Annotated in this window: 11 protein-coding genes; 8 read left to right on the forward strand and 3 right to left on the reverse strand. The window is 73.4% G+C overall.

The window, feature by feature from the left end; genetic code table 11:
* Nucleotides 1-5 precede the first annotated feature (5 nt).
* The 3 genes from ACWD1U_RS28730 (at nucleotide 6) to ACWD1U_RS28740 (ending at nucleotide 5723) form a co-directional block, all read left to right on the forward strand.
* Nucleotides 6-2246, forward strand: coding sequence for a bifunctional glycosyltransferase/CDP-glycerol:glycerophosphate glycerophosphotransferase (locus ACWD1U_RS28730; protein WP_451111828.1), 2241 nt, complete (start codon nucleotides 6-8; stop codon nucleotides 2244-2246).
* Entirely contained in the window at nucleotides 2243-4048 is a 1806-nt protein-coding gene (locus tag ACWD1U_RS28735; protein WP_451111830.1) for a hypothetical protein, read from the forward strand. The genes ACWD1U_RS28730 and ACWD1U_RS28735 overlap by 4 nt, the downstream gene beginning before the upstream one ends.
* Nucleotides 4049-4163: 115 nt before the next feature.
* Complete coding sequence (locus tag ACWD1U_RS28740) at nucleotides 4164-5723, forward strand: hypothetical protein (RefSeq protein WP_451111832.1); 1560 nt, start codon at nucleotides 4164-4166, stop codon at nucleotides 5721-5723.
* Between the two features lie 13 nt (nucleotides 5724-5736).
* Here ACWD1U_RS28740 and ACWD1U_RS28745 read toward each other — a convergent pair whose 3' ends face one another.
* Complete coding sequence (locus tag ACWD1U_RS28745; RefSeq protein ID WP_451111834.1) at nucleotides 5737-6150, reverse strand: organic hydroperoxide resistance protein; 414 nt, start codon at nucleotides 6148-6150, stop codon at nucleotides 5737-5739.
* A gap of 124 nt (nucleotides 6151-6274) precedes the next feature.
* Here ACWD1U_RS28745 and ACWD1U_RS28750 point away from each other — a divergent pair, with 124 nt between their 5' ends.
* Nucleotides 6275-6763 (forward strand): MarR family winged helix-turn-helix transcriptional regulator, encoded by a 489-nt coding sequence (locus ACWD1U_RS28750; protein ID WP_451111836.1) that lies wholly within the window; start codon nucleotides 6275-6277, stop codon nucleotides 6761-6763.
* Here ACWD1U_RS28750 and ACWD1U_RS28755 read toward each other — a convergent pair.
* Nucleotides 6693-8252 carry a glycosyltransferase family 39 protein gene (locus ACWD1U_RS28755; protein ID WP_451111884.1) on the reverse strand — a complete coding sequence of 520 codons (1560 nt, stop codon included), beginning with the start codon at nucleotides 8250-8252 and terminating at the stop codon, nucleotides 6693-6695. The genes ACWD1U_RS28750 and ACWD1U_RS28755 overlap by 71 nt on opposite strands.
* Nucleotides 8253-8409: 157 nt before the next feature.
* On the opposite strand from ACWD1U_RS28755, the gene ACWD1U_RS28760 reads away from it, so the two are divergent.
* Nucleotides 8410-10239 (forward strand): glycosyltransferase family 2 protein, encoded by a 1830-nt coding sequence (locus ACWD1U_RS28760; protein ID WP_451111838.1) that lies wholly within the window; start codon nucleotides 8410-8412, stop codon nucleotides 10237-10239.
* Between the two features lie 62 nt (nucleotides 10240-10301).
* Nucleotides 10302-11282: a UDP-glucose 4-epimerase GalE gene (gene galE / locus ACWD1U_RS28765; RefSeq protein ID WP_451111840.1), complete on the forward strand. Its 981-nt coding sequence runs from the start codon at nucleotides 10302-10304 to the stop codon at nucleotides 11280-11282.
* A 229-nt stretch (nucleotides 11283-11511) separates the two neighbouring features.
* Here the strand turns inward: galE and ACWD1U_RS28770 are convergent, their stop codons facing one another.
* Nucleotides 11512-12138, reverse strand: a complete 627-nt coding sequence (locus ACWD1U_RS28770; protein ID WP_451111841.1) for a TetR/AcrR family transcriptional regulator — start codon at nucleotides 12136-12138, stop codon at nucleotides 11512-11514.
* Between the two features lie 189 nt (nucleotides 12139-12327).
* Here ACWD1U_RS28770 and ACWD1U_RS28775 point away from each other — a divergent pair, with 189 nt between their 5' ends.
* Nucleotides 12328-13239, forward strand: a complete 912-nt coding sequence (locus ACWD1U_RS28775; protein WP_451111843.1) for an ABC transporter permease — start codon at nucleotides 12328-12330, stop codon at nucleotides 13237-13239.
* Complete coding sequence (locus ACWD1U_RS28780; RefSeq protein ID WP_451111844.1) at nucleotides 13232-14050, forward strand: ABC transporter ATP-binding protein; 819 nt, start codon at nucleotides 13232-13234, stop codon at nucleotides 14048-14050. Before ACWD1U_RS28775 ends, ACWD1U_RS28780 begins: the two co-directional genes overlap by 8 nt.
* Nucleotides 14051-14134 lie beyond the last annotated feature (84 nt).

The following is a 14134-nucleotide window of genomic DNA, read 5'->3' on the forward strand; positions in this document are numbered from 1 at the left end:
AAGAAGTGCCCCGCTTCAGCATCATCGTCCCGGTCTACAACGTGCAGGGTTTCCTGCGCGAGTGTCTCGACTCGGTGCTCGGCCAGTCGTACGGCGACTTCGAGGTGATCGCCGTGGACGACCGCTCGCCCGACGGCAGCGGCGCGATCCTCGACGAGTACGCCGCCCACGACGCCCGGGTGCGGGTGCTGCACCTGTCCGAGAACGTCGGCCTGGGCCGGGCCCGCAACGCCGGCCTGGAGCAGGCGGCCGGCGACTACGTCCTGTTCCTGGACAGCGACGACCACTACACGCCGGGCCTGCTGGCCGCCGTCGCCGCGCGGCTGGAGGTGACCGGCGACCCGGACATCCTGGTCTTCGACCATGTGCGCATTTACTGGTGGGGCCGGGGCGGGCGCAGTGAGGCGGCGGACCTGCTGGCCGCGGCGGGCCTGGGCACCTTCGCCGTCCGGGAGAGCCCCGAGTACCTGAACCTGTTCCTGGTGGCGTGGAACAAGGCGTACCGGAGGTGCTTCTTCCAGGGGCACGGCCTGGAGTACGCGCCGGGGCTGTACGAGGACGCGCCGGTCACCTACCGGTCGATGGTGCTGGCGGAGCGCATCGCCTGCCTGGACCGGATCGGGGTGGAGTACCGGCAGCGCCGGCAGGGCGCGATCACCAAGACGCCGGGGCGCCGCCACTTCGAGATCTTCCCGCAGTACGAGGGCTTGTTCGCGTTCCTGGAGCAGCGCCCCGACCTCGACTGGGCGCGTCCGCTGCTGCTGGAGCGGGCCCTGGACCACATGCTGTTCGTGCTGGCCCGCGAGGACCGCGTACGGCCCTGTGACCGGGGCGACTTCTACCGCGAGATCCGCTCCTTCCACCGCCGGCACCTCCCCGAAGGCGGCTTCCCCGCGCCGGACGGCTGGCGCGGGGTGGAGATGCGGCTGCTGGCGTCGGCGCCCTACGCGTCGTACGCCGCCGTGCGCGGGCTGCGTGGCTTGCGGGCATCCGCCCTGGGCGGGAAGCGGCGGGTGGCTCGGAAGGCGTCGGAGACCGCCCGGCGCACCTGGTACGCGGCCCAGTCGAGGCGTTCCCTCGATCCGCACCTCGCCGTCTACTCGGCGACCCACCACCACGGGGTGTCCGGCGACCCGGCCGCGATCTACGCCAAGGCCCTGGAGATCGCTCCGCACATCCGCGGCGTGTGGGTGGTGAAGGAGGACGCGGTGGACGCGCTGCCGCCCGGGATCGACCATGTGACGCCGGGTTCGCGCCGCTACCACGAGGTCATGGCACGGGCCATGTACTGGGTGAACAACGTCAACTGGCCCGGCACCCTGGCCAAGCGGCCCGGCAGCGTCCACATCCACACCCACCAGGGCACGCCGCTCAAGTACATGGGCGCTGACCTTCTGACCAAGCCGGGCGCCCGGCACGGCTTCGACGTGCCGCAGATGCTGCGCCGCGCCGACCGCTGGGACTACAGCCTGGTCGCCGGGCGGCACGCGGAGCGGGCCTGGGAGCGGGCGTACCCGTGCCACTTCACCTCGCTGCGGACCGGCAGCCCGCGCAACGACGCGCTGGTCGGCGCCGGACCGGAGCGGGGCCGGGCGGTGCGTGAGCGGCTCGGCATCCCACCCGGCCACACGGTGGTGCTGTACGCGCCGACCCGGCGCGACTACCGGCGGGGCGGCCATGTCGACCGGTTCGACCCGGCCCGGTTCGCCGAGGACCTCGGCCCCGGCCACACCCTGGTCGTCCGCCTGCACCCGTCGCTGGCCGGGGGTGTCGCACGCGGTCTGGGCCTGTTCGACCTGCACCGGCGGGGCGTGGTGGTGGACGCGACCGACGAGCCGCACGTCGAGGACGTGATGCTCGCCTCCGACGTGCTGGTCACCGACTACTCCGCCTTGATGTTCGACTATGTGCTGCTGGACCGGCCGATCGTGGTCCACGCCGACGACTGGGGCGCGTTCGCGGCCAGCCGGGGCGCGTACTTCGACATCACGGCCGACGCGCCGGGCCATGTGTCGCGCTCCTACCGGGAGCTGGCCCGGCTGTTCGCCTCCGGCACCTGGCAGGACGGGGAGGCGGCGCGGCTGCGGTCCGGTTTCCGGGAGCGGTACTGCGAGTTCGAGGACGGGCGGGCCGCCGAGCGGGTCGTCCGCCTGCTGATGCTGGGCGAGCGGGGCGGTGCGCTGCTGCCCGCGGCCCGGAAGACACTTGCCGCGTCCGCGCGGTCCGAGGCGCTGATCGAGAGATGACGACACCCGCCACTTCAGAGGCGTTCCCCTCCCTGCCCGGCCGGCGGGCCTCCTCGGCCCGGCCCCCGGCCGCCGCCGAGCGGCCCGGGCCGGCGCACTGGTGGCACGCGGCCCTGGTCGCGGTGCCCACCGCGGCCTTGTTCGTGCTGGGCTACCGGCGCCGCTGGATCTGCGACGACGGGCTCATCTACCTGCGTCCGGTGCGGCAGATCCTGGCCGGCAACGGGCCCGTGTTCAACGTCGGGGAGCGGGCGGAGAGTTCGACCGGAACCCTGTGGCAGTGGCTGCTCGCCCTCGGCACCTGGGTCACCGGCGAGGATCCGGCGTTCCTGGCGGTGGGGCTCGGGCTGCTGCTGAGCACGGCCGGGTTCGCGCTCGCCCTGCTCGCCACGTGCCGGCTGCACCGCGGCGCCGGGCTGCTGCTTCCCGGGGGCGTGTGCGTGCTGCTGGCCGTGCCGCCGTTCTGGTCGTACATGACCTCGGGTCTGGAGAGCGGCCTCGGCGCCTTCTGGACCGGCCTGTCGTGGTGGCTGCTGACCCGCACCCGGCGCGGTCAGGGCGCCCGGGTGACGGGTGCGGCCGCCTTCGTATTCGGGCTGGGACCCCTGGTGCGGCCCGATCTGGCGGTCGTCACGGGGTGTTTCCTGGCGGCGCAGTGGTGGGTGCTGCGTCCCACCCGGCGGGGCACGGCGGCGATGCTGGCCTCGGCGGGAGCGGTGCCGCTGGCGTACGAGGTGTTCCGGGCCGGGTACTACGGGATCCTGGTGCCGCTGCCCGCCATCGCCAAGGAGGCGAGCGCCAGCGACTGGAGCCGGGGCGCCGGGTACGTGCAGGAGACGCTCGGGCCCTACTGGCTGTGGCCCGTCGTCCCCGTGCTCGGCGCGCTGGCCGTGCTGCTGGTGCGCCGCACGCGCCGGCAGCAGCGGGACCACACCCCGGGCCGGGCCCCGCTCGCGGTGCTGCTGGCGCCCCTCGCGGCCGGCCTGCTGCTGGCGGGGTACGTCGTCCGGGTCGGCGGCGACTACATGCACGCCCGCATGATCCTTCCCGCCCTTCTGCTGCTGCTCCTGCCGGTGCTGGTCGTGCCCGCGACGAGGTTCACCGGCGTCGCGAGCGCGCTGCTGGTGGTGTGGCTGTGCGCGGCGGTCAGTCCGCTGCGGACGCCGTTCGACGTGCGCAGCACACCCGGGTCCTTCAACGTGCGCAGCTCCGACGTGGAGGGCCTCGGCGACCACAACCCGGTGCGCACCGCCACCTGGGTGGACAACTGGCCCGCCCTGCCGGAGGGGCGCCGGATGCTGGCGGAGGCCGTCCGCTCACCCCGGCCGACGCTGCTGTACTTCGACGCCGGGCGGCGGCTGCACGCCACGCCGATGCGCACGGACTCCCCGTACCACGTCGTCATCGTGGGACGTCATCTCGGCGTCACCGGGGCGGCGGCGCCGCTGGACGCGTACGTCAACGACGCCTGGGGGCTGGCCAGTCCCGTCGGCGCGCATCTCGCGCTGGAGCGGTGGAGCTGGCCCGGCCACGAAAAGTTCCTGCGTAACCACTGGGTCTTCGCGGAATGGGCGGCCGGGTACCCGCCGCACCGCGATCTGCTGCGGGCCGGGGCCTCGCGGGAGACGGTCGAGGCGGCCCGGGCCGCGCTGGGCTGCGGGCAACTCGCCGAGCTGAGGGAGTCGGTACGCGCACCGCTCACCGCCGAGCGGTTCTGGCACAACCTCACCGGAGCCTTCGAGCGGACCCGGTTCCGGTTCGCGCGCTGGCCGGCGGCGGCGGAGCGGGCGCTCTGCGACTGAACGGGCGGCAGGTGGACGCAGCCGCCTCACTCGATGAAGTGACCCGGCGTCAGGGCACGCGCGGAGGCGGGAACGATCGGCGCATGCCTCAGCCCCTCCCCCTCCCGGCGGTCCTGTGAGCGCCTCGGTCCTCGTCCGGCGGACCGTGCGCGGCGCTACGGCGCTGCGCGGCGGCCGGATGGGGCGGCTCACCCCGTACCAGTTCTACGGCGCCCTGTTCTGGCTGGTGATGACGCTCGCGTACTGGCGCGTCCCGCTGTGCTGCGACGCCGGACAGCACGCGGCGGTCGTCGAGCGGCTCAAGGCCGATCTGCTCCATCCGGCCCACACCATGGCGGACCTGCCGGGCGAGGGCAGCCCGTACTACGGCCCGTACGCCGTCGCCCAGGGTGTGCTCGCGCGGCTGACGGGGCTGTCCGGCTGGGAGATGGTGAAGCTCGCCGGGCCGGTGCATCTGGTGGTGCTGCTGACGGGCCTCGGCCGTTTCGTCAGAACCCTCACCGCCCGCGCCTGGGCGCCGGTCCTTGCCCTGCTGTTCATGACGCTGCTGTGGGGCACCACGCGGATCCTGTGGAGCGGTTACCTCGGGCTGATGTCGATGACGACGAACCTGGGCTATCCGTCCGCACTCGCGATCGGCCTGACGTTCTGGGCCTGGGCCTGGACGGGCACGCGCGCCCGGGACGACGCCCCGGCCGTGCGTTTCGTCGGCCCGAGCGGGCTCGGCGGCTGGTGGGGGTACGCCGGGATCGGCGCCCTGTACGGGCTGATCCTGCTCACCCACCCCGTCACGGCGGCCTCGGCGCTCACCGGGGCGGTGGCGATCGTGGCGTCCCGGCAGCAGGGGTGGCGCCGGCCGGTCCTGGCGCGCTGGGCGCTCGCCGGGGCGGCCTGCGCGGCGGCGGCCCTGGCGTGGCCGTACTACGACGTCCTGACGCTGGTGGGCGACACCGGCATGGACGCGATGCACCGGCAGCTGTACGAGAGGATGCTCGCCAACTCCTGGCTGGCGCTGCTCGCTCTGCCCGCGCTGTGGGTGCGGGCCCGCCGGTCGGTACGTGATCCGCTGCTGCTGATGTTCCTGCTGCAGTGCCTGCTGGTCGCCTACGGCTGGGTCAGCGGGCACTACACGTACGCCCGGGCCCTGTGGGCCGTGCTGGTGCCTCTGCAGTTCGCCCTGGCGGTGGAGCTGGCGGCGCCCCGGCCCTGGCGGCGGGCCCGGAAGGCGCTGGGCGGGGCGGCGGTGGTCGGGGCGTGCGTGGGGTTCGTCACCGTGCACGCCGGGGCGGTGGTGCCGCGCTCGGTCGACCCGGTGGGCTTCACGCAGCCGACGCGCTGGCCGGCGTACGACTGGGCGGCGCGGCACATCGGGCCCGGCGAAGTGGTGATCACCGACGGGTACTTCGCCAGTCACGCCATCGCCGGGTACGGGCCGAACCTCGCCGCGCCCATCTGGCCCGACCCCGCCCTCGACGAGCGGGAGCGGGGGCGCCGGGCGGCCGACGTGCGCGCCTACCTGGCCCGCGACTCGACCCGCGCCGAGCGGGCCGCCGTCGTCCGCCGCTACCACGTGCGCTGGCTGCTGCTGACGCGCTGGCACCCGGTACCCGAGGAGGCCGTGGTGGTGGCGTGGAGCAGACGGACGGGGGAGGTGCTGGCGCGGGTCGGGGGGTGACGTCCGCGGGTGCTTACTCGACGACGAGGTCGACGTCGATGTTGCCCCGGGTGGCGTTGGAGTACGGGCAGACCTGGTGGGCCTGCTCGACCAGCTTGCGGCCGGTCGCCTCGTCCAGGCTGTCGGGGAGCTCCACGCGGAGGGTGACGGCGAGCCCGAAGCCCTCGCCCTGCTTGCCTATGGAGACCTCGGCGGTCACGGCGGCGTCGCTGACGTCGACCTCGGCCTGGCGGCCGACGAGGCCGAGGGCGCTGCCGAAGCAGGCGGCGTAACCGGCGGCGAAGAGCTGCTCGGGGTTGGTGCCCTGGCCGTTGCCGCCCAGCGCCTGGGGCATGCCCAGCGCGAGGTCCAGCACGCCGTCGGAGCTGACGGCGCGGCCCTCGCGGCCGTGGGTGGCGGTGGCGACAGCGGTGTAGAGCGCGTCCATGGAAATTCCCTTCCCTCTCACACGTCGACGTTCGGCGACCCGCTGCGGGCCGCCCGACGGCAGAAGTAGAGCACACAATTAAGTTGTGGACAATTAAATGGCGGGCGCGAGCTACCCTGGAACCATGAACACGCCGGACGACGACTGGCTCCGCCTGGACCAGCAGATCTGCTTCTCGCTGCACGCTGCCTCCCGTGCCTTCAACGGCGTCTACCGCGTGATCTTGAAGGACCTCGGGCTCACGTACCCGCAGTACCTGGTGATGCTGGTGCTGTGGGAGCACGGCGAGCTGCCGGTCAAGAAGCTGGGCGAGCATCTGCGCCTGGACTCCGGCACACTGTCGCCACTGCTCAAGCGGCTGGAGGCGGCCGGCCTGGTGCGCCGGGAGCGCAGCGCGAGGGACGAGCGGTCGGTGGTGGTGCGGCCGACCGAGGAGGGCACCGCACTGCGCGGGCGGGCGCTCGAGGTACCGCGCCGGATCGCCGCCTCGACCGGGTTCGAGGCCGCCGAGATCCGCGCCCTGCGGGCCCGCCTCGACGAACTCACGACCGCCCTGGACGCGGCCTCGCTCGTGGAGCCGCCGGGCGGCTCGTCGGCGCACGAGCGGTCGTAGCGGAATCGGGCGGCACGTCGGGCACGCCGGGCGGCACATCGGCGGACCGCCGACGGACGTGGAGGCGGAGGATCACTCCGTCCCTGACGTGTTCCTCCCGCACGGTGAATTCCTCCGCCAGAACGGCCAGTTTCGTGCGCTCGACCGGGTCGGGCGGAGACCAGCGCGGGTCCAGCGCGTAGGCCTCGGTGACGACCCAGACGCGGTCCACCGAGGCGAGCCGGTGCCGCAGCTCCCCGGGGGGCGCCTCCCGGCCCCACAGCGTCCCGGACCGGGGCGCCGACTCCCTGAGCGCGATGTCCCGCACCCGCCGGAACCCCTTCGGGTAGGCCAGCGCCGCGAGCCTGCCGACCGACGGCACGAACAGCACCGGGTCTCCGGGGCGCATCTGGCGGACGGCGAGCGCGGAGACGACGGCGAGGTTGTCGGGGCGGTGGGCGGCGGACCGGTCCTGGCGGTGCACCGGGAGGTGGGTGAGGAAGGGGACGGTGAGCGCGAGGGCGCCGGTGACGCCCAGCAGGGCGTGCGCCTGCCGGCCGCCGATCCGCACCCGCCGCCCGTCGAACCGCACCCGCCCCAGCGCCCCGGCCACCCGCCCGGCCCCGGCCGCCACCAGCAGGGACGCTCCCGCCAGCGCGTAGAGCACATACCGGTCGTGATAGAGCGGCCGGACCTGCGACACGGTCATCAGGAGCCCCGGCGGCACGAACAGCAGCGGCAGCGCGACCGCCGCGAGTCGCCGCTCTCGGAGCCCCACGGCCATCAGCAGCAGCGACGCCCAGAACACCACCCCGGCCGGGCCCGGAGAGAAGTTCCGCGCCAGCCTCTCGACCCGGTCCCAGCCCGGCGGTACCAGCCAGGCCACCTGCCCGGCCTGCCCCTGCGACACCCACACCAGCGGCAGCAGGAGCACCGCCGCCGCCCCTGCCGCGCGCCCCCAGCCGGACCAGACCCTCCCGGGCACCCGCAGCAGCCCCAGCGTCGCCGCGTGCGCGCACAGCACAGGCACCGCCAGCTCGTGCAGCAGGCAGGTCAGAGCGACGACCGCCCCGTACGGCCACCAGGCCCGGGCGCCCACCCCCTCCACGGCCCGCACCAGCAGCAGCGTCGCCCCTGCCACGCCGGCCGCGACGAGCGCGTACGACCGTCCCTCCTGGGCGTAGTGGCCGGTCATCGGGGTGATCGCGTAGAGGAGCCCGGCCCACAGGCCGACCCGGGGTCCGGCCAGCCGGACACCCAGGGCCGCGACCAGGCCGGCGGCCGTCGTCGCCGCGCACACCGACGGCAGGCGCAGGACGACCTCGCTCGGGTGGACGGCGAGGACGGCGTGCATGAACAGGTAGTACAGGCCGTGCACCGCGTCCACGTCGTGCAGCAGCCGCCAGATCTGCGGGACCGTGCGCTGCGCGACCTGGAAGGTGACGCTCTCGTCGCCCCACATGCCCCCGCGGTTCAGACCCCACAGCCCCACCGCGAGCATCACGGCCATGGGAACCGTCACCGGCACCGCACCCGTGCCGAACCGGTCGCTCCCCCTCGACAGTCCGCTCTCCACGGCCCGATTCTGTGCCGTTGCGTACGCTTTGGCGGTACTCAGTGGTGTGTTATCACTTTCATGTCATTCGCCCGGCTTACGATCCGCCGTAATGAATGCCGACAGGGATGCTGAGAGGACGCTCGCCGAGGTCGCCGTGGTGGTCATCGGCTACGACGACGCCGCCCATGTGACGGACGCCGTGCGCTCGGCGCTGGCCCAGGGCCGGGCCGTGCGCGAGGTCGTGGCCGTCGACGACTGCTCGACGGACGGCAGCGCCGAACTGCTCGACCGGCTCGCCGCGTCGGAGCCCCGGCTGAGGGTGATCCGCCGCCGGGTCAACAGCGGCGGCTGCGGCACTCCGCGCAACACCGGCCTCGACGCGGTGACCTCGCCCTACGTGATGTTCCTGGACAGCGACGACGTCCTGCCGGCCGGTGCGGTCGACGCGCTGCTCGAAGCGGCGGCGGGCGCGCACGCGGAGGTCGTGAGCGGTCTGTGCGTGCGCCGGGAGCTGCCCTCGGGGCGCGAGGTCCCCTGGCAGCCGCGCCTCTACGCGCTGCACGCCGCGGTACCGCACCCCGCGCAGCGGCCACGCCTGGTCCACGACACGCTCTGCGTCAACAAGCTGTACAGCACCGGCTTCCTGCGCGAGCACGGCATCCGCTTCCCCGCCGGCCGCTTCCCGTACGAGGACGTGGTCTTCACCGCGCGCGTGCTGGCCAGGGCCCCGCGCATCGCCCTGATCCCGGACCGGGTGTACATCTGGCACGTGCGCCGGTCCGCCGAGCGGCTGTCGATCTCGCTGGACCGGGCCGGAGTCGCCAACTGGCGGGCCCGCACGGAGGCGTGCGGGCAGGCGTACGGGATCCTGCTGGGCGCCGGGCAGAAGGAACTCGCGCGGGCGGCACGCGCCAAGTTCCTCGACCACGATCTGCGGATGTACCTGCGCGAACTGGGGTTGCGTGACGCCGCCTACCGGCGCGCCTGGTGGGAGATCACGCGGGCGCACCTCGCGGAGTACGACGCCGACGACTGGGCACGGGACCCGGCCGCTCCCGGCCGGCTGGCCGGACGGGTCGTCCTGGCCTCCCCGGAGCCGCGCGACCTGGCCCGGCTGCGGGAACTCGCGGCCCACCCGGCCCGCCTCCGCCCGCCGTACGCCCGGGCCGCCGACGGCACGCCCGTCTGGTCGGACGACCTCCCGCAGATCTCCCTGGAGCCTCTGCTGACCCGGCCGGTGCGCGCGCTCCCCCTCGCCGTGGACGCTGTGCTGCGGCCCCGCGCGCGGGGCACCCGGCTGCGGCTGCGCCTGCACGAACTGTACGGGCGGGTGGCGGACGCGGGCCCGGAGGCCGTGGAGGTGGAGTGGAGGCACCGGGACGACCAAGACGTGGTGGCCCAGGACGCCACCGCGGTGCTCGTGCCGTGCGCCGGGGACTGCGGACCCACTGCCGACGGTGCCGGGTCCGCCGGGTCGGCAGGGTCCGCTTCCGCCCCTGCCGGGTCCGGTGCGGCAGGGGCAGGCGGGTCTGGCGGCACCTTCGGGGCCGACGGGTCTGCCGGGGCCACCGAAGCCGCCGGGTCGGCCGGAAGTACCGGGACCGCCGGGTCCGCCGGAAGTGCCGGGACCGCCGGAGCCGCCGGCACCTGGTGGGCGGAGACCGCCGTCGATCTGCGTGCCCTGGCCGCGCACGGCTCGGGCACCTGGGACCTGCGCGTGCGCGTCCTCTTCCGTGACGGCGCCGGACGGGACGTCTCGGCGCACGCGCTCACGGGCGCCGGCCCCCTGCGCCGTCGCGCCGTCCCGAGCGCCCGGTACGGCGTGGTACTGGTACAGCCCTACGCCACCCACTCCGGTGCGCTGGCACTGCGGGTGGCGCCCGGTGTACGCGGGATGCTGTCGGTCGTACGCGGACGACTGCGCCGCCTGCTTCACTGAGAGCACCACGAGGATCAGCGCGCAGCAGCACCACGGGCCAACTGACGAGGGGACGGCCGCACATGACCTGGTTGATCACCGGCGGCGCCGGCTACATCGGCGCGCACGTCGTACGGGCGATGACCTCCGCGGGGGAACAGGCGGTGGTCTACGACGACCTGTCCACCGGCATCGCCGAGCGCGTGCCCGACGGGGTGCCGCTGGTGGCGGGCTCGACGCTGGACGCCGAGCGGGTCGCGCGCGCGCTCGCGGACCACGAGGTCACCGGCGTCGTCCACCTGGCCGCGAAGAAGCAGGTGGGCGAGTCGGTCGAGCGGCCGCTGCACTACTACCGGGAGAACGTCGAGGGCCTGCGCGTCCTGCTGGACGCCGTGACCACGGCGAAGGTGCCGTCCTTCGTCTTCTCCTCCTCGGCGGCCGTGTACGGCATGCCCGACGTGGACCTGGTCACGGAGGAGACCCCCTGCGTGCCGATGTCGCCCTACGGCGAGACGAAGCTGGCCGGTGAGTGGCTGGTCCGCGCCACGGGCCGGGCGACCGGGCTGTCGACCGCCTCCCTGCGCTATTTCAACGTGGCGGGCGCGGCGGGCCCGGAGCTCGCGGACGTCGGCGTGTTCAACCTCGTGCCCATGGTCTTCGAGAAGCTCACGGAGAACGCGCCGCCGCGCGTCTTCGGCGACGACTACCCGACCCCGGACGGCACCTGTGTACGCGACTACATCCACGTCGTCGACCTGGCCGAGGCCCATGTCGCCGCGGCCCGGGCCCTGCGCTCCTCCCCCGGCCGCGACCTCACGCTCAACATCGGCCGGGGCGAGGGGGTCTCCGTCCGGGAGATGATCGACCGCATCAACGCGGTCACCGGCCACGACCTCCCGCCCACGGTCACACCCCGCCGCCCGGGCGACCCGGCCCGCGTCGTCGCCTCCGCCGAGCGCGCGGCGGCCGAGCTGGGCTGGAAGGCCCGGCACGACGTCCAGGACATGATCACGTCGGCCTGGGAGGGGTGGGTACGGCTGCATCCCGAGGCGGGGCGGGGCTGATCGCCCCGGCAGCGCGACGGAGCCCCGGCACGCCCGACCAGGCGTCCGGGGCTCGTTCCCGCCCGGGGCGTGTCCGCGCGAGGCCGGGGTGCCACGCTCATGCCGCGGCCTCCCGCAGACGCCCCGGCCTCCAGCCGCCGACGGACACAGAACACCATTGCCCCCTGCCGGCCCGAGGGCACGGGAGGCGACGCCCCGGCGGCAGCCCCGTCGGGCCCGAGGGCCAGGTCTACAACGCCCGCAACCCCTCCGCCGTGGCCCGGGCCAGTGCCCCCAGGTAGCCCTTCGGCAGTTTCGGGCTGCGGATCACCACCGAGCGCCAGTAGAGCGGGCCGGAGATCAGGTCGAGGGCCAGGTCGCGGTCGAGGCCCTCGCGGACCTCGCCCCGCCGTTGCGCCGCCGTCACGATGCCGGTGGCGACCCCGTCCTGGCCCTCCCGCAGGGCCTTCTGAAGGGCGTCGGCGATGTCCGGATTGCGGGCCGCCTCCGCCTGGAGGTCGGGGATGACCTGCGAGGCGACAGGGTGGCGCAGGGCCCGGGACGTCACCTCGTACAGCAGCCGCAGGTCGCCCTCGAGGGAGCCGGTGTCCGGCGCGGGCAGCCCCTGCACGGCGAGCGCCGAGACGATGTCGAGGACCAGGTGCAGCTTGGAGCGCCAACGGCGGTACACCGCCGTCTTCCCGACCCCCGCCCGGCGTGCGATCCCCTCGATGGACATCCGCGCGTAGCCCACGGCCGCGAGCTCCTCGAAGACGGCCGTCCGGATGGCTTCGGTCACGTCCTCCCGCAGTACGGCCGCCCCCGCGGGGGCCCGGCGGCGCGGGGGCTGCTGGGGCTCGTCGGGCTTCGTCGTCATGCCGACAGCATAGGGCGTCACGACGGGACGGTTGCGTTCCGACGCTCGACCTGCGTACGCTCCCGTTACGACGATACGGTCCCGTCCCGACGTAAGAAGTCGTGAAGAGTCCGGTAAGAACCGCCTTTTGCGCACCGCTCTTCTCGACCTCACAGGCCCCACCCCCTCCCCCGAACGAAAGCAGCGGATGTGAGCCAGGTCCTCCACACACCGCCCCCGACACCGACCCCGGCCGACGACCTCGCGGCGCTCGCAGCCCGTCACGGCCTCACGGTCAGCGGCGCCCGCCCCGCCCTGCCCGAGTACGTCCGTCAGCTGTGGGCCCGCCGCCACTTCATCACCGCGTTCGCCACCGCCAAGCTCACCGCCCAGTACAGCCAGGCGAAGCTCGGCCAGGTCTGGCAGGTGATGACCCCACTGCTGAACGCGGCGGTCTACTACTTCATCTTCGGCGTGCTGCTGAACACCAAGAAGGGCGTGCCCGACTACATCCCGTTCCTGGTGACGGGCGTGTTCATCTGGACGTTCACGCAGAGCTCGATCATGGCGGGCACCCGCGCCATCTCCGGCAACCTCGGGCTCGTGCGGGCCCTGCACTTCCCGCGGGCCGCACTGCCGATCTCCTTCTGCCTCCAGCAGCTCCAGCAGTTGCTGTTCTCGATGGCCGCCCTGGTCGTCATCCTGCTCTGCTTCGGCGTGCCGGTCGCCGCCTCCTGGCTGCTGGCGGTCCCGGCCCTGACACTGCAGTTCACCTTCAACGCCGGCATGTCGTTGATCATGGCCCGGTGGGGTGCCAAGACCCCGGACATCGCGCAGCTGATGCCGTTCGTCCTGCGCACCTGGATGTACGTCTCGGGCGTCATGTGGAGCCTGGACAAGCTGGCCAAGAACGACCACCTGCCGCACGTGGTGAAGGTGGCACTGTCATCCAACCCGGCCGCCGTCTACATCGACCTGATGCGCTACGCCCTGATCGACAGCTTCCACGCGCGCCAGCTGCCGCACCACGTGTGGCCGCTGGCCATCGGCTGGGCGCTGGTCGCCGGCGTCGGCGGCTTCATCTACTTCTGGAAGGCTGAGGAGACCTACGGCCGTGGCTGAGAACCTGGGCGAGAAGATCCCCACCGTCGTCGCCGACGGCGTCGACATCGTCTACCGCGTCAACGGCACCGGCGCCGGACGCGGCTCCGCGACCGCCGCCCTCAACCGCATCCTGCGCCGCAAGCAGACCGAGAAGGCGGCGGGCGTGCGCCGCGTGCACGCCGTGAAGAACGTGTCCTTCGTCGCGTACCGGGGCGAGGCGATCGGCCTGATCGGCACCAACGGCTCGGGGAAGTCGACCCTGCTGAAGGCCGTCGCGGGGCTCCTCCCGGTGGAGAACGGCCATATCTACACCGACGGCCAGCCCTCCCTGCTCGGTGTCAACGCGGCCCTGATGAACGACCTGACCGGCGAGCGCAACGTGCACCTCGGCGGCCTGGCCATGGGCATGTCCCGCGAGCAGATCCGGGACCGCTACCAGGAGATCGTCGACTTCTCGGGCATCAACGAGAAGGGCGACTTCATCACGCTGCCGATGCGGACGTACTCGTCCGGCATGGCCGCCCGGCTGCGGTTCTCCATCGCCGCCGCCAAGGACCACGACGTGCTGCTGATCGACGAGGCGCTGGCCACCGGCGACCGCTCGTTCCAGACGCGCTCCGAGGAGCGCATCCGCGAGCTGCGCAAGCACGCGGGCACGGTGTTCCTGGTCAGCCACAACAACAAGTCGATCCGCGACACCTGTGACCGTGTGCTGTGGCTGGAGCGGGGCGAGCTGCGCATGGACGGGCCGACGGAGGACGTCCTCAAGGAGTACGAGGCGTTCACCGGGGACAAGTCCGCCAAGCCGAAGGTGCCCGTTCCCTCATGAGGCGCACCCAGGTCGGTCCTTTTGTCACATTGATGGCACCATGACCGAATAAGGTCCGCCTGGTGTGACGAGAGGGAGGAGCCC

The organism is Streptomyces sp. NPDC002788, from assembly GCF_053592115.1.

Coding starts and splice junctions, on each gene's coding strand:
- ACWD1U_RS28735 (WP_451111830.1), top strand. CDS start 2,243: ATGACGACACCCGCCACTTCAGAGGCGTTCCCCTCCCTGCCCGGCCGG.
- ACWD1U_RS28745 (WP_451111834.1), bottom strand. CDS start 6,150: ATGGACGCGCTCTACACCGCTGTCGCCACCGCCACCCACGGCCGCGAG.
- ACWD1U_RS28750 (WP_451111836.1), top strand. CDS start 6,275: ATGAACACGCCGGACGACGACTGGCTCCGCCTGGACCAGCAGATCTGC.
- ACWD1U_RS28755 (WP_451111884.1), bottom strand. CDS start 8,252: ATGGCCGTGATGCTCGCGGTGGGGCTGTGGGGTCTGAACCGCGGGGGC.
- ACWD1U_RS28760 (WP_451111838.1), top strand. CDS start 8,410: ATGAATGCCGACAGGGATGCTGAGAGGACGCTCGCCGAGGTCGCCGTG.
- galE (WP_451111840.1), top strand. CDS start 10,302: ATGACCTGGTTGATCACCGGCGGCGCCGGCTACATCGGCGCGCACGTC.
- ACWD1U_RS28770 (WP_451111841.1), bottom strand. CDS start 12,138: ATGACGACGAAGCCCGACGAGCCCCAGCAGCCCCCGCGCCGCCGGGCC.